The sequence below is a fragment of the Streptomyces sp. NPDC107546 genome (genome assembly GCF_055639175.1).
The window spans coordinates 188,058-204,673 of the sequence record NZ_JBVKBA010000011.1 but is presented as its reverse complement, the minus strand read 5'-3'; the positions used below and the strand labels follow the sequence as shown (position 1 = coordinate 204,673).

General features: G+C 72.1%; 17 protein-coding genes. 7 read left to right on the top strand and 10 right to left on the bottom strand.

Going from position 1 to position 16,616, the window contains the following annotated elements:
• Positions 1–81: 81 nt before the first annotated feature.
• The 3 genes from ACZ7L1_RS18815 to ACZ7L1_RS18805 all read right to left on the bottom strand — a co-directional run bounded on the left by ACZ7L1_RS18815 (position 82) and on the right by ACZ7L1_RS18805 (position 2,141).
• Positions 82–909, bottom strand: coding sequence for an AraC family transcriptional regulator (locus ACZ7L1_RS18815; protein ID WP_471438451.1), 828 nt, complete (start codon positions 907–909; stop codon positions 82–84).
• Between the two features lie 42 nt (positions 910–951).
• Entirely contained in the window at positions 952–1,530 is a 579-nt protein-coding gene (locus ACZ7L1_RS18810) for a Uma2 family endonuclease (RefSeq protein WP_471438449.1), read from the bottom strand.
• A 101-nt stretch (positions 1,531–1,631) separates the two neighbouring features.
• On the bottom strand, positions 1,632–2,141 hold the full coding sequence (locus ACZ7L1_RS18805) for a TetR/AcrR family transcriptional regulator (RefSeq protein WP_471438540.1): 510 nt from the start codon (positions 2,139–2,141) through the stop codon (positions 1,632–1,634).
• A gap of 146 nt (positions 2,142–2,287) precedes the next feature.
• Here ACZ7L1_RS18805 and yaaA point away from each other — a divergent pair, with 146 nt between their 5' ends.
• A complete protein-coding gene (gene yaaA, locus ACZ7L1_RS18800) occupies positions 2,288–3,088 on the top strand; it encodes a peroxide stress protein YaaA (RefSeq protein ID WP_471438447.1) in 801 nt (266 codons plus the stop codon).
• Positions 3,089–3,172: 84 nt separating this feature from the next.
• Positions 3,173–3,853, top strand: coding sequence for a bifunctional 4-hydroxy-2-oxoglutarate aldolase/2-dehydro-3-deoxy-phosphogluconate aldolase (eda, locus tag ACZ7L1_RS18795; protein WP_471438446.1), 681 nt, complete (start codon positions 3,173–3,175; stop codon positions 3,851–3,853).
• Here eda and ACZ7L1_RS18790 read toward each other — a convergent pair.
• Genes ACZ7L1_RS18790 through ACZ7L1_RS18780 form a run of 3 tightly spaced genes read right to left on the bottom strand, consistent with a single transcriptional unit; the run spans position 3,828 to position 6,787 of the window.
• Entirely contained in the window at positions 3,828–5,135 is a 1,308-nt protein-coding gene (locus tag ACZ7L1_RS18790) for a bifunctional RNase H/acid phosphatase (RefSeq protein ID WP_471438445.1), read from the bottom strand. The two genes, eda and ACZ7L1_RS18790, sit on opposite strands and share 26 nt — an antisense overlap.
• Before the next feature lie 54 nt (positions 5,136–5,189).
• Positions 5,190–5,933 carry a zinc ribbon domain-containing protein gene (locus tag ACZ7L1_RS18785; RefSeq protein ID WP_471438539.1) on the bottom strand — a complete coding sequence of 248 codons (744 nt, stop codon included), beginning with the start codon at positions 5,931–5,933 and terminating at the stop codon, positions 5,190–5,192.
• Complete coding sequence (locus ACZ7L1_RS18780) at positions 5,930–6,787, bottom strand: Nif3-like dinuclear metal center hexameric protein (protein WP_471438443.1); 858 nt, start codon at positions 6,785–6,787, stop codon at positions 5,930–5,932. Before ACZ7L1_RS18780 ends, ACZ7L1_RS18785 begins: the two co-directional genes overlap by 4 nt.
• Before the next feature lie 310 nt (positions 6,788–7,097).
• Between ACZ7L1_RS18780 and ACZ7L1_RS18775 the strand changes: the two genes are divergently transcribed.
• Both ACZ7L1_RS18775 and ACZ7L1_RS18770 read left to right on the top strand, forming a co-directional pair.
• Positions 7,098–8,390, top strand: coding sequence for a hypothetical protein (locus ACZ7L1_RS18775; RefSeq protein WP_471438537.1), 1,293 nt, complete (start codon positions 7,098–7,100; stop codon positions 8,388–8,390).
• 50 nt (positions 8,391–8,440) lie between these two features.
• Positions 8,441–8,605 carry a hypothetical protein gene (locus tag ACZ7L1_RS18770; RefSeq protein ID WP_471438441.1) on the top strand — a complete coding sequence of 55 codons (165 nt, stop codon included), beginning with the start codon at positions 8,441–8,443 and terminating at the stop codon, positions 8,603–8,605.
• A 125-nt stretch (positions 8,606–8,730) separates the two neighbouring features.
• Here the strand turns inward: ACZ7L1_RS18770 and ACZ7L1_RS18765 are convergent, their stop codons facing one another.
• The 3 genes from ACZ7L1_RS18765 to ACZ7L1_RS18755 all read right to left on the bottom strand — a co-directional run bounded on the left by ACZ7L1_RS18765 (position 8,731) and on the right by ACZ7L1_RS18755 (position 11,808).
• Positions 8,731–9,726, bottom strand: coding sequence for a 3-oxoacyl-ACP reductase (locus ACZ7L1_RS18765; RefSeq protein WP_471438440.1), 996 nt, complete (start codon positions 9,724–9,726; stop codon positions 8,731–8,733).
• A gap of 10 nt (positions 9,727–9,736) precedes the next feature.
• Positions 9,737–10,813, bottom strand: a complete 1,077-nt coding sequence (locus tag ACZ7L1_RS18760) for a Zn-dependent alcohol dehydrogenase (RefSeq protein WP_471438439.1) — start codon at positions 10,811–10,813, stop codon at positions 9,737–9,739.
• A 122-nt stretch (positions 10,814–10,935) separates the two neighbouring features.
• Positions 10,936–11,808 (bottom strand): MaoC/PaaZ C-terminal domain-containing protein, encoded by an 873-nt coding sequence (locus ACZ7L1_RS18755; RefSeq protein WP_471438437.1) that lies wholly within the window; start codon positions 11,806–11,808, stop codon positions 10,936–10,938.
• A 260-nt stretch (positions 11,809–12,068) separates the two neighbouring features.
• Here ACZ7L1_RS18755 and ACZ7L1_RS18750 point away from each other — a divergent pair, with 260 nt between their 5' ends.
• Genes ACZ7L1_RS18750 through ACZ7L1_RS18740 form a run of 3 tightly spaced genes read left to right on the top strand, consistent with a single transcriptional unit; the run spans position 12,069 to position 14,997 of the window.
• A complete protein-coding gene (locus ACZ7L1_RS18750) occupies positions 12,069–12,980 on the top strand; it encodes an ABC transporter ATP-binding protein (RefSeq protein ID WP_471438436.1) in 912 nt (303 codons plus the stop codon).
• A complete protein-coding gene (locus tag ACZ7L1_RS18745; RefSeq protein WP_471438536.1) occupies positions 12,980–13,696 on the top strand; it encodes an ABC transporter permease in 717 nt (238 codons plus the stop codon). The genes ACZ7L1_RS18750 and ACZ7L1_RS18745 overlap by 1 nt, the downstream gene beginning before the upstream one ends.
• 26 nt (positions 13,697–13,722) lie before the next feature.
• On the top strand, positions 13,723–14,997 hold the full coding sequence (locus ACZ7L1_RS18740; RefSeq protein ID WP_471438434.1) for a sensor histidine kinase: 1,275 nt from the start codon (positions 13,723–13,725) through the stop codon (positions 14,995–14,997).
• On the opposite strand, the gene ACZ7L1_RS18735 is transcribed toward ACZ7L1_RS18740, so the two are convergent.
• The gene (locus tag ACZ7L1_RS18735) at positions 14,975–16,555 is read right to left on the bottom strand and encodes an alpha-L-arabinofuranosidase B (protein ID WP_471438432.1); all 1,581 of its coding nucleotides are present in this window, start codon (positions 16,553–16,555) and stop codon (positions 14,975–14,977) included. The genes ACZ7L1_RS18740 and ACZ7L1_RS18735 overlap by 23 nt on opposite strands.
• Positions 16,556–16,616 lie beyond the last annotated feature (61 nt).

The following is a 16,616-nucleotide window of genomic DNA, read 5'->3' as shown; positions in this document are numbered from 1 at the left end:
TAGGGGATGCCCCAGATCACTCCCATGAGGGAGAAGAGGAACCAGCCGCGTGCAGTCATGCGGTGAGTGTGAGGCCCGGCCTCAGGCCGCGTCTTGAACGCTGTTGCGGTACGCCGCCGGGGTCACCCCGAGCACGCGACGGAACCAGCGCGTGAGGTGCGCCTGGTCGGCGAAGCCGACCAGCGGGGCGACCTCCGCCGGGCGCAGGCCCGTCTCCAGCAGACCGCGGGCCCTCGTCACGCGGTACTGGGCCAGCCAGGCGTACGGCGGCAGACCCATCTCCGTGCGGAAGGCGCGCAGCAACTGGTAGCGGGACATGCCCAGGTCCGCGGCCAGGCCGGCGAGAGGGGGCGGGGTGAGGAGTTCGTCGGCGAGGCGGTCTCGGACGGCGCGGGCGACCGATGCGGCGCCGGGGATCGTGTCGGATGTCGGGCGGGCCGTGGAGTGGCGGCGGGCCAGCGCCGTCAGCAACCACGGCAGGCGGGACTCGGCCTCCAGGGGGTCGGGGCACGCGCTGAGTTCGGTGTGGGTGGCGCACAGAGCGGCGACCAGTTCGGGGTCGTCGAGGAGCGGTTCGCGAAAATGGGGCAGGCCGCCGAGGATGCCGTCGGCCAGCAGCGCGGGGTCTGCGTACAGGGCGCGGTAGGCGTAGCCGTCGGTGGTGGTGGCGGGGGCGCCGGTGTGGGTCTCGCCGGGGTCGAGGACGACGATGGTGCCGGGGCCGGTGCGGATGTGGCCGCCGCGGTAGTCGATGACCTCGGAGCCGCCGACGCAGACGCCGATGGTGAACTCCTCGTGGGCGTGCGGGGCGTAGCGGTGCTGGTCGAAGCGGGCGGTGAGGAGGTCGAGGGGCGGGCCGCCGGTGCCGAGCCGTGCCCTGGTCCACGTGGCCTGTTCCCGTACGCCCATCTCGCACCCCCTGGAGTCCCAAGGGGTGCAACGCCGAGTTGTTCAGAGAAAGTCCTTGGTCTCCAGGCTGAAGGCGAAAGGCTCGGGGAGAGGCAAAGAATCGCCGAAGGCGCGCTTGAGCAGCCGTCGGTAGTCATCCTTGTCCGGGTCGCTGAACAACGTCACCATGGAGGCTTCACGATCCACGAGCAGGTAGAGGGGGACACCTCCGCGGGCGTAGCAGCGCCGCTTGGCCACACGGTCGGTCTGGGGCTTGGTGGACGTCACTTCGATCACCATGGCGACTTCGTCACAGGGCATCCATGAGTCGGCTGTCCTGAAGAGTCCCAGTTCCAGGGGAGCGAACGTGACGTCCGGGATGACGTGGTCCTTCGGGCAGGCCTCCCCGCTTTTCAGCTTCAGGCCCTTGTTCCCGGAGAAATCCATGTCGGTCTCGGACCGCCTGAGCACCTGCCGCACGATACGGCTGATGTAGTGCTCGTGCTCCCCGTCCGGCGGCGGTGTCACAACGATCTCCCCCTCGATCAGCTCCGCCCGGAAACCCTCGGGCGTGTCCAGGGCGAGGAAGCCCTCCAGCAGGACCTCTTCCTGCGTGAGCGGCTCGTGGGCCATGGCAGTCATGTCACGCCCCTCCTTCGGTCGGTCGCCAGAATGGGACATCGGCTGATCACCTGGCCGTGAGATCGGGAACCGTTCCCTCGATCGTGGCACACGATCCTTGTTCAGGGGTGCAACGCCTGGAGTCCACGCTTCCACGCCGCATCCAGGTCCGCGTCCTCGGGAAACCGGCCGTGGATCTCCAGGATCACCATGCCGTGGGCGAAGGCCCAGGCGGACCGGGCCAGATCGAGGTCGCCGGCGCAGACTCGCAGCAGCGGCAGCGCTGCACGGTCCTCGAGTCCGGCGGGAAGGGATGCGCGTGGCAGGGGGCGCTCGGTGGCCAGGCAGTACAGGTGCGGGTGAGAGAGGGCGTACGTGCGGTACGCCTCCGCCAGCGCCTGGAGGGAGCCGGGGGCGCGGGTCTCGGCGGCCTCGAGGGCCGCGACCGACTCGTCGAGCATCTGCGCGATCAACTCGACCTCGACGGCGTGTTTGTCGGGGAAGTGCTTGTAGAGAGAGGGGGCCTTGATGCCGAGGTGGTCGGCGAGGGTGCGCATGGTGAGCGCGGCGGGCCCGGACTCCTCCAGGAGGGTCCGGGCCGCCGCGACGATCTCGCGGGCGCGGGGCGACAGGTGCGCCCCGGCTGTGGGGGCCGGTTGGTCAGCCACGCTGGAAGCCCTCCCTGGTGCGCAGTCCGTAGCCGAAGGCCCGTAACCCGGTGACCTTGTAACCCCGTAACCTGGCGCAGGCCCCTCCACCCGGTTCAAGGAGAAGACCCGTGCTCGTCCTGCTGCCGCCCTCCGAAGGCAAGGCGCCCTCCGGACGCGGTGCCCCGCTGAAGCTGGAATCGCTGTCCCTGACGGGGCTGACCGCCGCACGGGAGGCCGTGCTCGGGGAGCTCGTCGAGCTGTGTGCGGGGGACATGGAGAAGGCGAGCCAGGTATTGGGACTCAGCGAGGGGCTGCGCGGGGAGGTCACGAAGAACGCCGGGCTGCGGAGCGCGGGGGCGCGGCCCGCCGGGGAGATCTACACCGGCGTGCTGTACGACGCCTTGGACCTGGCCTCTCTGGACGCTGCCGCCAAGCGGCGCGCGGCCAGGTCGCTGATCGTCTTCTCCGGGCTGTGGGGCGCCGTCCGCGTCACGGACCGCATCCCCTCCTACCGCTGCTCGATGGGCGTGAAGCTGCCCGGGCTCGGGGCGCTCGGCGCGTACTGGCGTACGCCGATGGCCTCCGTCCTGCCCGAGGCGGCCGGCGGCGGCCTGGTGCTCGACCTGCGGTCCTCCGCGTACGCGGCCGCGTGGAAGCCGAAGGGCGAGGTCGCCGGGCGTACGGCGACCGTGCGGGTGCTGCACTCCCAGATCGTGGACGGGGTGGAGAAGCGGTCGGTCGTCAGCCACTTCAACAAGGCGACCAAGGGGCGGATCGTCCGCGCCCTGCTGACTGCCGGGGTCGCGCCCGAGGATCCGGCGGAGCTGGTCGAGGTGCTGCGGGACCTGGGGTACGTGGTGGAGGCCGAGGCGCCGGGCCGGGCGGGGAGGCCGTGGTCGTTGGACGTGGTGGTGACCGAGATCCACTGATCGGCCACCCCACGGCAGCGAGTGGCGTTGCAGCATGTGCAATGGGCTTTGCGCATGGTGTCATTCGTGGGCAGGATGACGGCCATGACCTCGCCCCTGCCCTCGTCCTCCGCGCCCTGCGCCCACCCGGTGCTCGATCTCGCGCCCGTCATCCCCGTGGTCGTCGTCAAGGACGTCGCTGACGCCGTGCCCCTCGCTCGGGCGCTCGTGGCCGGTGGGCTGCCCGCGATCGAGGTGACGCTGCGCACGCCGGCCGGTCTGGAGGCGATCCGGGCGGTGTCGGCCGAGGTCGCGGGCGCGGTCGTGGGGGCCGGGACCGTCATCACGCCGGAGCAGGTGGTCGAGTGCGTGGCGGCGGGTGCGCGTTTCCTGGTCAGCCCTGGGTGGACGGATGGGCTGCTGGCGGCGATGCAGGGCTCCGGGGTGCCGTTCCTGCCTGGGGTGTCGACGGCTTCGGAGGTCGTGGCGCTCCTCGAGCGCGGCGTGCGGGAGATGAAGTTCTTTCCGGCGCAGGCGGCGGGTGGCACGGCCTTCCTGAAGTCGCTCGCCGGACCGCTCCCCCAGGCCCGCTTCTGCCCCACGGGCGGCATCGGACCGGCGAACGCCCCGGAGTACCTGGCCCTGCCCAACGTCGGCTGTGTCGGCGGTACGTGGATGGTCCCCGAGGACGCGATCGCCCGGCGGGACTGGGCGCGGATCGAGAGTCTTGCCCGGGAGGCGGCGGGGCTGCGGCGCCCGGTCAGCGCAGGTGCGACGTGTCGTTGAGGAGGCGCAGGCTCGCGTTGCCGTCGGTGTAGTACGCCACCGCGGACAGGGACGCGGCGGACAACTCCATGCGGAACAGAGCCTCGGGCGGTGCGCCCAGGGCAAGGCGCACCAGGGTCTTGATGGGCGTCACGTGGGAGACGACCAGGACGGTGCGGCCCGCGTGGGAGGCGAGCAGCTTGTCCCGCGCCACGGCGACCCGGCGGGCGACGGCCGCGAAGCTCTCGCCGCCGCCGGTGGGTTGGGCCTCGGGGTCGGTCAGCCAGGCGTTCATGTCGTCCGGGTACCGCTCGCGGACCTCGCCGAAGGTGAGGCCCTCCCAGGCACCGAAGTCCGTCTCGCACAGTCCCTCCTCGATGCCGACCTCCAGCCCGAGGCGGGCTGCGACGACACCGGCCGTCTCGCGACAGCGGGCGAGGGGTGAGGAGACTACGGTCTGCACGGTCCTGCGCGCGGCCAGCACGCCGGCGACCAGCCCGGCCTGCCGTCGGCCGACCTCGGAGAGACCCGGGTCGCTGCCCCCACTGCCGGAGAACCGCTTCTGCGGGGTCAGCGGGGTCTCGCCGTGCCGCAGCAGTACGAAGGTGGTGGGGGCGCCGAGGTCGGGCGGCGCGGAGGCGACGTTGCGAGCGGCCCGGATGTCGGCCGCCTCCCGCTCCACCACGGCCGCGCGGGCCGTCGCTACGGGCGCCTTCGCCGACCCTTCGGAGTCCTTCGCCGTCGCTGTGGGGGCCTTCGCCGGCCCTGCGGAGGCCAGGGCCGCCCCCGCCCGCGCCGCGCCCGTGCTCGCGTCCCCCGGCGGACCCGCCGGTTCAGGGACCGTGGTGCCGGCAGCCGACTGAGCCGTCGACCGGGCCGGTTCCCACCGCTCCCCTCGCGCCCCCGCGTCCATCGCCTCGTTGGCGAGACGGTCCGCGTGCTTGTTCTGCTCGCGCGGGATCCACTCGTAGGTGACCTGACCGGGCAGGAAGACCGCGGCCGCCTCCATCGCCAGGGGTCTCATCGCCGGGTGCTTGATCTTCCAGCGGCCCGACATCTGCTCGACGACCAGCTTGGAGTCCATCCGCACCCGTACCCGCGCACCCGGGTCCAGGTCGTGGGCCGCGCGCAGCCCGGCGAGCAGCCCCCGGTACTCGGCGACGTTGTTCGTGGCCGTGCCGATGAACTCGGCCCGCTCCACGAGCGTCTCGCCGCTCGCAGCGTCGCGCACCACGGAGCCGTAGCCCGCGGGCCCCGGGTTGCCCCGGGAGCCGCCGTCCGCCTCGACGATGAACTCCCGCACGCCATACGCCTCTTGTCGCCTCTTGTCGCTTTCAGGGCCTGTGAAAGTCGCCTCTTACAGGCCGGACTCCGCCGTGCGCACCAGGATCCGGCGGCAGTTCTCGCAGCGCACCACCGTGTCGGGCGCCGCCTTGCGGATCTCGTTCAGCTCAGTGATCGCCAGTTCCTGCCGGCAGCCCTGGCAGGTGCGCTGGTAGAGCTTGGCCGCGCCGACGCCGCCCTGCTGCTCGCGCAGCTTGTCGTAGAGCTTGAGCAGGTCCGCCGGCACCGACGCCACGATGACCTCTCGCTCCTTGGTCACCGACGCGACCTCGCCGTCGATCTCCTCGAAGGCGGCGTCGCGGCGGGCCGTGGCTTCGTCGATCTTCGACTGGACGGAGGCGACCCGCTCGGTCAGTTCGCTCACCCGCTCCTGCGCGGACTCGCGGCGCTCCATGACCTCCAGGACGACGTCCTCCAGGTCGCCCTGCCGCTTGGCGAGCGAGGCGATCTCGTGCTGGAGGTTCTCCAGGTCCTTCGGCGAGGTGATCGCGCCGGAGTCGAGGCGCTGCTGGTCGCGGGCGGCGCGCTGGCGCACCTGGTCCACGTCCTGCTCGGCCTTGGTCTGCTCGCGGGCGCAGTCGCTCTCCTCGGTCTGCGCGGCCACGAGCAGGTCACGCAGCTGCGTGTGGTCCTTGGTCAGGGAGTCGATCTCGGCGTGCTCGGGCAGGGACCTGCGCCTGTGCGCGAGCTGCTGCAGGCGTACGTCGAGGTCCTGGACGTCGAGGAGGCGGATCTGGTCGGCGGGCGCGGCGTTCAGTTTGGGGCTCCCGTTGAGCTAGAGGTGGTGGTGGACGCCGCGTGGGCGGTCCAGGGGTCGGTGACCGTCTTGGAGACGTGGACGCGAAGGTCCCATCCGTGCCGGTCGGAGATCTCGTCGAGCTGGGCTGCGGCCAGCTCGCACCAGGGCCACTCGGTGGCCCAGTGCGCCGCGTCGAGCAGCGCGAGAGGACTGTGGGCGCGAGCCTCTGAGGCCGGGTGGTGGCGCAGGTCCGCGGTGAGGAAGGCGTCGACACCGGCCGCGCGGACCGCGTCGAAGAGGCTGTCGCCGGAGCCGCCGCTGACGGCGACCGTGTGGACCACCGCCTCGGGGTCCCCTGCGACGCGGATGCCCTGCGCGGTGGCGGGCAGCCGCTCGGCGGCGCGGGCGGCCAGCTCACGGACGGTGAGCGGGTGGTCCAGCTCGCAGACGCGGCCGAGGCCCCGGCGGCCCTCCGGGTCGGTGGCGTCCGGCACCAGGGGGCGTACGACCCTGAGGTCCAGCGCGCCGGCCAGCGCGTCGCTGACCCCGGGGTCGGCGGTGTCGGCGTTGGTGTGGGCGACGTGCAGCGCGATGTCGTTCTTGATCAGGGTGTGCACGACACGGCCCTTGAAGGTGGAGGCCGCCACCGTCGTCGTACCGCGCAGATAGAGCGGGTGGTGGGTGACCAGCAGGTCGGCGCCCAGCTGCACCGCCTCGTCGACGATCTCCTGGACGGGGTCGACTGCGAAGAGGACCCGGGAGACGTCCTGGTCGGGGTCTCCGACGACCGTGCCGACCGCGTCCCAGGACTCGGCCCGCTCGGCGGGCCACAGGTTCTCCAGCGCGGCGATGACTTCAGACAGACGGGGCACGGGGAAAAGGCTACCTGGCCCGGGGCGGTGACCCATCGGTCACGGGTCGTTCCGGCGGGCGGCGGGAGCGGCTCGTACCGGCCGGCTCGCCCGACCGTGGGAGCCGGTTCCCGGATCGGACGTCGTCCGGACGTCGTCCGGACGTGCCGAGGTGGTGAGTTGGCCGCACGCGCGCCCCCTCGTGCAGCACAGCCGCCCCCGTTTATTCACAGGAATCCCGACACCGACACCCTTACGTGTGAAGCGACGGCCCGGGGATGTCACGCCCGTGCGTACGAAAACTAGCTTCGTCGCCGGAGGTGACCGAATGATGACGGCCTGTGCCTTCTCATCCGCCACGGCGAACGGCCCCGAAGGGGCGCCCGCCCCCGGATGCGTGATCACCGCGGACGGTTCCTACGCGGCGCGTCTCGCTCTGGACGGCGCGTCCTGGTACCCGGAGCGCTGGACCCTGGACGGCCCGGAACCGTACGCCGTGCCCCTGCCCGTCAACCAGCCCGAGGAGCCCGGCACCGAGGTGCAGCCGTTGGCCGACGGACGGGTGCTCATCCACCGCGTCGCGGCCGGGCGGCGGCACACGTTCTCGCTGCTGTACCCGACCGGGCCGGGCACCGGGGAGCGGCTGCTGGGCACGGTGGAGTGCGCCACCAAGGAGACCCGGCTGCGGCTGCTGCCGCCCGCGCCGACGGGGGACCGCGCGTTCGCGCTGGAGGTGGGTGAGGGCGCGAGCGCGGTGTGGCTGGTGGCGGGCGGCGCCAGGGGGCCCGAGCGGGTGGCTCAGGTGCCGGGCCGGTGCTCGGGCGGGGTGTGGCTGGACCGCACGGGCCGGCTGCTGGCCGTGGACCGCACGCCGCCGGACGGGGGGCCCACCAAGACGGTGGTGGTCGATCTGGAGCGGGACGGCGAGGTGTCGCCGCTGCTGCAGATCGCGGACGGCAGCAACGACCGGCTGCTGCTCGCCGACCCGGACAGCGGCCTGCTGCTGATCCGCTCGGACGCACCCTCACCGGGCCGGGAGCGGCTCGGCTGGGGTGTGCTGGGGAGCACGCTGCCGGTGCGTTTTCCCGAGTGCCTGCGGCTGGACCGCCCGGCGACGCCGTTCGCCATTCAGCCGGGGCAGGCGCTGACACCGGAGAGCTGCGCGGTGGCGCTGCGCCTCGACGGACCGGTCGGCAGTTGGGTCGGGGTGTGGCGCCCGGCGGACCGCAGGGTGCACCAACTCGCCGCGCCGACGGGCTGGTTGGCCGGGGCGGGGCTGTGGACGCGGGACGGGGTGCTGCGGCTGCCGTACGCGGCGGGTGCCGTGCGGTGCGGGGTGGCGCGGCTGGAGGTGCCGGGGCCGGCGGCCGGCGCGCCGGCCCCCGAGACGGATGAACGGCCGGTTCCGCAGCCCCCGGAACCGTCGGCGACGCGACCGGTGACGTTGCAGCAGGCGCTGTCCCCACGGCGCGCCGAGGCGGCAGCGACCCCCCTCGTGTGGATCCGCAGGAGACAGGCACCGGCGGGGAGTAAGGACGGGTTTCCTGGGCACGCGCAGGGCCAGGGCGGCAGCCGCAGCACGACACCCCCGGCCCCCGGCACGGCTGTCGTTGTCGCCCGTTAGACTCGCCCGGCTGTACGAAGGATCATGTTTTGACGGGGTGGACACTTCCGATGAGCGACACCAGCACCACACAGCCTCTGTCTGCCGGGGCCCAGGAGATCCCGGGGCACGGCAAGCACCGCGGTCCGGTTTCCGCCGAGGACCACGAGGCGGCGCCGCACGGCCGACACCGCAAGCCGTCCGGCCAGCAGCAACAGACCGGCACGGCGGCCTGATCCGCGCCCGCTGCGCCATATGACGGTTCGTCAGCCGCCGTACCCCCGTCGGCTGTCGCGTCTCTTCGGCCCCGCCCGTCCCCGCGACGGGCGGGGCCGCCGCACAGGAGCCCGCATCGAGCCCTTCAGCGATCCCCTGACGCCTCCTCGTGCCGCAGCCCCAGCACCTCCACCGCCGCGAACGTCTCTCCCCGCGGCCGTTCGGCGTAGTGCGGGGTGAGCAGCGCGTCGAGTTCGTCGTACGTGAAGGCGTCCTGCTCGGTGTCGAACTTCGCCCCGACCCACGGCCGTTCGACGATCGCCACCATGCCGCCGTGGACGACGAGGAGCTGCCCGTTGACCTGTGCGGCGGCGGGCGAGGCCAGATAGCCGACGAGGGCGGCGACATGCTCGGGCGCGAGCGGGTCCAGGCCGTCGTCGGGTGGTTCGAGGCCGGCGAACACGTCCTCGGTCATACGGGTCCGGGCGCGCGGACAGATCACGTTCGTGGTGACGCCGTACTTGGCGAGGGCGAGCGCCGTCGACGTGGTGAGGCCGACGATTCCGCCCTTGGCCGCCGCGTAGTTGGGCTGCCCGGCCGAGCCCGCCAGGAACGCCTCCGAGGACGTGTTCACGATCCGCCCGTACACCGGGCCGCCCTCCGCCTTCGAGCGGGCCCGCCAGTGCGCGGCAGCGAAGCGGGTGGTGATGAAGTGGCCTTTGAGGTGGACCCGGATCACCGCGTCCCACTCCTCCTCGGACATCGAGAAGACCATGCGGTCGCGCAGGATGCCCGCGTTGTTGACGAGGATGTCGAGCTTGCCGAACTCCTCGACGGCCGACTCGACCAGCGCACGGCCCTGTTCGAAGTCGGACACGTCCCCGGTGTGGGCGAAGGCCCGGCCGCCGGCCGCCCGGATCTCGGCGGCGACCGCCGCGGCGGGGGCCGTGGAGGCCTCCCCCGGGTCTGCCCCGAGCTCTCGGTTGCGCTCGAGCCGGGAGGACCCCGATCGCCTCGGCTGCCCGTAGTCGTTGACGACGACGGCCGCGCCGAGCCGGGCGAGTTCCAGTGCCTCGGCCCGACCGAGTCCGCGTCCGGCGCCGGTGACGATCGCGGACAGCCCCTCCAGTGGCAGTGACATGCCTGCGTCCTCAGATCTCGATGCACGTACGCAGGGCGGTGCCGGTACGCATCTGGTCCAGCGCTTCGTTGATCTCGGTCAGCGGCACCCGGTGGGTGATCAGCCCCTCCAGGTCGATGCGGCCCGCCCGCCACAGGGCGATGGCGCGCTCGTAGGAGCGCACCACGTCGCCGCCGCCGTACAGGGACGGCAGGATCCGCTTCTCGTCGAAGAACAGCTCGAACATGTTGAGTCGCAGGAAGTCGTCCATGGCGCCCGCGCCGACGATCACGAGCGTGCCGCCGCGCCGGGTGTTCTCGTACGCCGTCCGGGCCGTGGCCGACTTCCCGACGACCTCGAAGACGTAGTCGAAGCCCTCGCCGCCGGTGACCTGCTGTTTGACGTCGGGCAGTTCGTCGGGGGACACGGCCCTGGTGGCGCCGAACCTCAGCGCCGCCTCCCGGCGCGAGGCGACCGGGTCGACGGCGACGATCTCGGCGGCGCCCTTCAGCCGCGCCCCCTGGATCGCGGAGATGCCGACACCCCCGCAGCCGATGACCGCCACCGACGAACCGGCCTGAAGGTCGGCGGTGTTGAGCGCCGCACCCAGCCCGGTCGTCACCCCGCAGCCGATGAGCGCGGCGACGTCGAACGGCACGTCGTCGGGGATCGGGACCGCGCAGCCCGCGTCGACGACGACCTCCTCGGCGAAGGTGCCGGTGCCCGCGAAGCCGAAGACGTCACCGCCGGGGCGCCTGAAGTTGGGGGTGCCCACGTTCATGAACCCGGCCAGGCACAGCTCGGTCTGACCGCGCCGGCAGGCGGGACAGGCCCCGCAGGCCGGTAGCCAGCACACGACCACCCTGTCTCCCGGCTGCACACGGCTCACTCCCTCGCCGACCTCGAGGATCTCCCCCGCGCCCTCGTGCCCGGGCACGAACGGCCCCGGCTGCGGCAGCACCCCGCTCATCGCGGACAGGTCCGAGTGGCACAGCCCGGTGGCGCGCACCCGGATCCTGACCCTGCCGGGGCCGAAGCCCGTCGCCTCGACGTCGTCGAGCACCTCCAGCTTGTCCTGGCCGATCTCGTGCAGTACGGCTGCGCGCATGGTGCGGCTCCCTCGAAGGCTCGGTGACTCAGGAGTGTTCGGCGGCTCGGCGGCTCAGGGTGCTTGGACGGCTCGGTCGCTCAGGAGTGCTCGGCGGCTCGGCGGCTCGGCGGCTCGGCGGCTCAGGAATGCTCGACGATCGTGTCGGCGAGGACCGGCGCATCGCCCCGCTCGACCGCGCCCACGGTCACCCGCACCACGCCCTGCGCCTCATGCGCCCCCTCGCGCCACATGCGGATGCGCAGGGTCTCGCCCGGGTACACCACCCCGGCGAACCGCGTGGCGTACGCGCACACACGGGTCACGTCGCCGCCGAGCAGCGTGTCGACGACGGCCTTGAGCGTCATCCCGTAGGTGCACAGACCGTGCAGGATGGGCCGCTCGAATCCGGCGAGCTTGGCGAACTCCGGGTCGGCGTGCAGGGGGTTCCAGTCGCCGGAGAGGCGGTAGAGGAGTGCCTGGTCCTCACGGATCGGCCGTTCGAGGACCCTCGCGGGCTCGCCGGTGGGCGCAGCCGGCCGGGCGGAGGGGCCGCGGTCGCCGCCCCAGCCGCCCTCTCCCCGTACGAAGATCTGCGCATCGTTGGTCCACAGCGGACCGCCCGAGTCGGCCACCTCGGTGCGCATGACGAGGACAGCCGCCTTGCCCTTGTCGTACACGGCGGCGATGCGGGAGGTCGCCGTGGCCCTGCCCTCGGCCGGGATCGGGCGGTGGATCGTCAGTGACTGGCCGCCGTGCAGGACGCGGGCGAGGTCGACGTCCACGCCGGGCATGGACAGACCGTTGATCACGCCCGGGGAGCCCGCGCCGGCGACGGTGGCGAAGCTGGGCAGGACGTGCAGCCGGGACTCGAGGGTGTAGCGCAGTTCGTCGGGGTCGGTCGCGGGGATGCCGGCGCCGATGCCGAGGTGGTACAGCTGCACGTCCTTGGGGGTCCAGCCGATCTCGCCGGTCCGGGGTTCGGCCGCGAGGGCCAGGGCTTCGTCGATGGGCATGGGGCTCCTGACGGTCGAGACCTCGGTGCGGCCGTCCGCACCGTCGGCCGCACCGAGGTCGTCACGGGCAGAACAGGAACGCGTTCCAGTCCGGCGGACCCTGTATAGCCCAGCGGTCCCGCGTTGTGAAGGCTCCTGACGTCGCGCCCTGACGTTGTGTCAGTTCGGTGTGCCTGCGACAGGAGCGGGACATTTGTCCTGCCGGATCGCTGACAAACACCTCTGCCGGGCAGCACCGCGCCTCGCATAGCGTCGTACGCATGACGAAGACGACTGGGACACCACCGGCGGTGTCCTTCACGGGGGCGGTCAGGACCTACGGCGCCGTGCGCGCCGTGGACGGCATCGACCTGCGGCTGGAGCACGGCGAGACGGTCGCGCTGCTCGGCCGCAACGGCGCCGGGAAGTCGACGACGATCTCGCTGCTGCTCGGCCTGAACGCGCCGGACGAGGGGCTGGTCGAGCTCTTCGGCGCAGCCCCGGAGCACGCCGTGCGCGCGGGCCGGGTGGGTGCCATGCTCCAGGAGGCGCGGGCGGTCCCCCGGGTGACCGTCCGCGAGCTGGTCTCCTTCGTGGCCGGTCGTTACCCCGATCCGCTGCCCGTCGCCCGGGCCCTGGAGCTGGCCGGGATCGCGGACCTGGCCGGGCGGCGCGTGGACCGGCTCTCCGGCGGCCAGACCCAGCGGGTGCGGTTCGCGGTGGCGCTCGCCGGGAATCCCTCACTGCTCGTGCTGGACGAGCCGACCGCCGCGCTGGACGTGGAGGCGCGGCACGCCTTCTGGGACTCGATGCGGGCCTACGCCCGGCGCGGCCACACCGTCCTGTTCTCCACGCACTACCTCCAGGAGGCGGACGCGCACGCCGACCGGATCGTCGTGATCGACCGGGGCCGGGTCGTCGCGGACGGCACGGGTGAGCAGCTGAGGCGGGCCGCGGGCGGCAACCTGGTCTCCTTCGACCTGGCGGGGCGCTCCACGGCGGGCCTGGAGCTGCTGCCCGGCGTGCGGTCGGTGGAGGTGCGCGGGGACCGGGCACTGCTGCGCACGGACGACTCCGACGCGACCGTGATCGCCCTGGCCGGGCTGGACGCGATACGGAGCCTGGAGGTCGCCCCGGCGTCGCTCGACGACGCGTTCCTCGCCCTGACGTCACGTGACAAGGAGACGGTGTGATGTGGGACTACCTGCGGCTCGAGGTGCGCCGGACCCTGCGCGACGTGGGCTTTGTGATCGGCGGGGTCGCGATGCCGGTGATGATGTACCTGCTGTTCACCAACATCGGCGAGAACGACGGGCGTTGGAAGACGGCGTCCATGGTGGGCATGGCCGCCTACGGCGCGGTCGGCTCGGCGCTGAACACCGGTGGCGGGGTGGCCGAGGACCGGGCGATCGGCTGGCTGCGGCAGCTGAGGGTGACCCCGATGACCCCGCGCCAGGTCGTCACCGGACGGGCGCTGACCGGATCGGTGACGGTGCTGCCCGCGATCGTCGCGGTGCTCGCGGCGGGCGGACTGGTCAACGGCGTACGCCTGGCGGCCTGGCAGTGGGCGGCGATCGCGCTGCTGCTGTGGCTCGGCTCGATCCCCTTCACCCTGCTCGGCCTCGGCAACGGCTACCGGCTGACCGCCCAGACCACGGGCGTGACGAACATGATCTGCAACCTGGGTCTGGCGGTGCTCGGCGGCCTGTGGTTCCCGCTGTCCCTGTTCCCGGGCTGGCTGCGCTCGGTGGCCGCGTACACCCCGACCCACCGCTTCGCCGAACTCGGCACATCGGTCGCGGACGGTCATGCCCCGGCACCGGGCGCGATCGTCGTCCTCGCGGCCTGGCTGCTGGCGTTCGGTTCCTACGCTGTGCTGTCCTACCGCAGGACCGCGGGGAACATCTGATCGGGGGGAACGGGGGAAACAGGGACATGTCCTGGGTGCGCAACGTCTCGTGCCGTGTCAGTGCCTGCCAGCAGGCGCGGCGGACGTGGAAAGAGGACAAGGAGCGGTTCAGGGCCGAGCAGAAGGCCGCCCGGAAGGCCGGGAGAGTGCCCGAGAACCCGGGGCCGCCGCCCACCGCATTCTCCCTGCTGCCCTGGCTGCTGATGGGAATGGGCGCCTTCTCCAACCTCTTCCAGGGCAAGACCCCCAACGCGTGGATCGGCGGTCTGGGCCTGCTCGTCTTCAACTCCTGCTACATCTACGTGGTGTTCCGGGCCTTCCACCAGCAGACGCGGGAGGCCGGGTCCACGCGGGCGGCGCTGGTCGTGATGGGCGTGGTGACCGTCGGGCTGGCCATCGGGTACGGCGGCAGTTGGCTGCTGTTCTTCCCGCTGCTGGGCCTCGCGACGGGAGCGGTCGTGCGAGGCTGTTGGCTCGGCAGGACGGGCCTCGCCCTCACCGCGGTCGCGGGTGCCGTCTCCTGCCTTCGCGACGGCTGGGACGGGCTGAACGTCGCCTACGGCACGTTCCTGTCGACGATGGTGACCGCGGCCATCCTGTCCCTCTCCGAGGCCGTACGGGAACTGCGCGCCGCCCGCGAGGAACTGGCCCACCGCGCCGTGGAGCAGGAACGCCTGCGCTTCTCCCGCGACCTGCACGACCTGCTCGGCCACACGCTCTCGGTGATCGTGGTGAAGTCGGAGGCGGCCCGCAGGCTGGCGCCGCGTGACATGGAGGCGGCACTGGCCCAGGTGACGGACATCGAGTCGGTCGGCCGGCAGGCGCTCACCGAGATACGCGAGGCGGTGACCGGCTACCGCGAGGGCAGTCTCGCCACGGAACTGGACCGGGCCCGCTCGGCCCTGACCGCCGCCGGCATCGAGCCGGGGGTACGCCGCTCCGGTCCTCCCCTGGTCCCGCAGACCGAGGCCCTGCTCGGCTGGGTGGTGCGCGAGGCGGTCACCAACGCCGTACGGCACAGCGGCGCGACCCGGTGTGAGATCACCGTCGACGGGACCTCGGAGCGCGTCCGGCTGGCGGTCGCCGACAACGGGAGCGGCGCGCCCGCCGTGCCGGCTCCGGCGGGCATCGGCGGGACCGGTCTGAAGGGCCTGACCGAACGGCTCGCGGCGGCGGGCGGCTCCCTGCGGGCCGGCCCGTCGCCGCGGGGCGGCTTCACGGTCACCGCCGAACTCCCGGTGGAGGCCGCGTCGCCCGCTCAGCCGCTGTCGCCGACGGCTACGGCGCCCAGGGCTGACTGACCACCCAGCTCACGTCGTTCGTCCATGACGTGGAGCTGTCCCAGGTGTTCGAGCCGCCGTTGCTCGCGATGTAGACGTTGTAGTCGTAGTGGCGGAGGTATTTGCTCGGGTAGTTGTACGAGGCGAAGGACGTCCCGGTGCCGCTCTTGCCGGTCTGCGGGCAGAACGTGGCGTCGGCCCTGAACTGCGCGGTGCCGTCCATGGGCTGCCGCAGGAGCTGGTAGTTGTAGTGCCGCAGGAAGTCGCCCGGGTAGTTCCTGGACTCGAAGGAGACGCAGGAGCTGCTCGCGAGTCCCCGGCGGACGATCCAGGTGGCGTCGTTCTTGTCGAGGGTCGAACTGCTCGATGTGATCGAGGAGATGACCGCCGTGTTGTTCTGGTGGCGGATGTAGTCACCGGTGCAGCAGGAGGTGGTCGCGCGCAGCGAGATCTCCGAACCTGGCGTGAGGGAGCCGGTGGAGCCGGTCGCGCCGCCGTAGCCGACGGAGACGATGTTCGCCTGCACGGAGTCGTCGGCGGCGTCGGTCGGGATGCCGGAGGTCATCACTCCTTCGAAGAAGGACCCGATGGAACCGTTGCTGTTGTCGCCGCCGGTGCCGAGGACGATCGCGCCCTCCTGGTGCATCGGCGAGTAGCCCGCACGGGTGGGTTCGCCGCCGGAATAGGTGGTGGTGAGACCGCCGGTCTGGGCATTGCCGTATTTCAGCGCGAAATGGTTCTGGCCGTTGTTCTTCAGCAGCGCGGTCACGAAGGGAAGCGGTCCCGTGCCGGTGTTGGACGTGTTCTTGCTGTAGCCGGAATCCGACTGGAACAGGCCGTTCTCCAGGTCGGCCTGGACCCAGGGACCCTGCCCGTAGCACGGTGAGAACCAGCACTCGGTGCCGAAGTTGATCGCGTCCATGTGACCGTTGCCGGTGTCCATGTTGTTGGTCTCGGCGTTGCCGTAGTCGAAGCAGCAGCGGCCGTTCACATGGGTGCCGGAGGTGACCATGTACATTCCCTCGGCCTGTCCGTTGACCGCGACACCCGAGGTCGAGTTGTCCCGGTAGCCCATGCCGGCCGAGATCTCCAGGCCGTAGACCTGGTGTCCGCCGACGGTCACCGGCAGCGCGTCCGCGGGCGCGCCGACATCGGCCGCTCCGGCCCCGCCGGCGCCCTCGACGGTGAGGTCGTTGTGGCGGGGGGACTGATCGTAGATCTCGGTGATGATGCAGGTGGTGCCGGAGCAGAAGGAGTCCTGGGCGGCCGCGTCGGCGTATCCGCCGGCCGCCAGCAGGCCGATGTTCGTCGTCGCGCCGTCCGAGGCGCGTTTCACCTGGTAGAGGGGGCCGTTGTACGAGGAGTACAGCGCCCTGACGAGGCTGTGCGCAGCGACGCAGGGGGTGCCGGCGGAGGCGTAGATGTCGCACGGGAGCGACCCCGCGGCGGCGGCCTGGGGCGCGCCGGCGCCTACCGTGAGGCCGAGGGCGAGCGCGACCACGGTCACGAACGCTGCCAGCGCGGACAGGACCGTGCTTCTGAGGCGCTGCGGTCGTGGGGGCGGGGGCGTGGGGGACACGGTGTACCTCTTCCGATTCTGCTAGGGCCGTGCGGGCGTCTTCCGAAATACCGAACGTCGT

Excerpts from the sequence above, each read along its gene's own strand:
- ACZ7L1_RS18815 (WP_471438451.1), bottom strand. The coding sequence starts at position 909 with ATGGGCGTACGGGAACAGGCCACGTGGACCAGGGCACGGCTCGGCACC.
- ACZ7L1_RS18810 (WP_471438449.1), bottom strand. The coding sequence starts at position 1,530 with ATGACTGCCATGGCCCACGAGCCGCTCACGCAGGAAGAGGTCCTGCTG.
- eda (WP_471438446.1), top strand. The coding sequence starts at position 3,173 with ATGACCTCGCCCCTGCCCTCGTCCTCCGCGCCCTGCGCCCACCCGGTG.
- ACZ7L1_RS18775 (WP_471438537.1), top strand. The coding sequence starts at position 7,098 with ATGACGGCCTGTGCCTTCTCATCCGCCACGGCGAACGGCCCCGAAGGG.
- ACZ7L1_RS18770 (WP_471438441.1), top strand. The coding sequence starts at position 8,441 with ATGAGCGACACCAGCACCACACAGCCTCTGTCTGCCGGGGCCCAGGAG.
- ACZ7L1_RS18765 (WP_471438440.1), bottom strand. The coding sequence starts at position 9,726 with ATGTCACTGCCACTGGAGGGGCTGTCCGCGATCGTCACCGGCGCCGGA.
- ACZ7L1_RS18760 (WP_471438439.1), bottom strand. The coding sequence starts at position 10,813 with ATGCGCGCAGCCGTACTGCACGAGATCGGCCAGGACAAGCTGGAGGTG.
- ACZ7L1_RS18755 (WP_471438437.1), bottom strand. The coding sequence starts at position 11,808 with ATGCCCATCGACGAAGCCCTGGCCCTCGCGGCCGAACCCCGGACCGGC.
- ACZ7L1_RS18750 (WP_471438436.1), top strand. The coding sequence starts at position 12,069 with ATGACGAAGACGACTGGGACACCACCGGCGGTGTCCTTCACGGGGGCG.
- ACZ7L1_RS18745 (WP_471438536.1), top strand. The coding sequence starts at position 12,980 with ATGTGGGACTACCTGCGGCTCGAGGTGCGCCGGACCCTGCGCGACGTG.
- ACZ7L1_RS18740 (WP_471438434.1), top strand. The coding sequence starts at position 13,723 with ATGTCCTGGGTGCGCAACGTCTCGTGCCGTGTCAGTGCCTGCCAGCAG.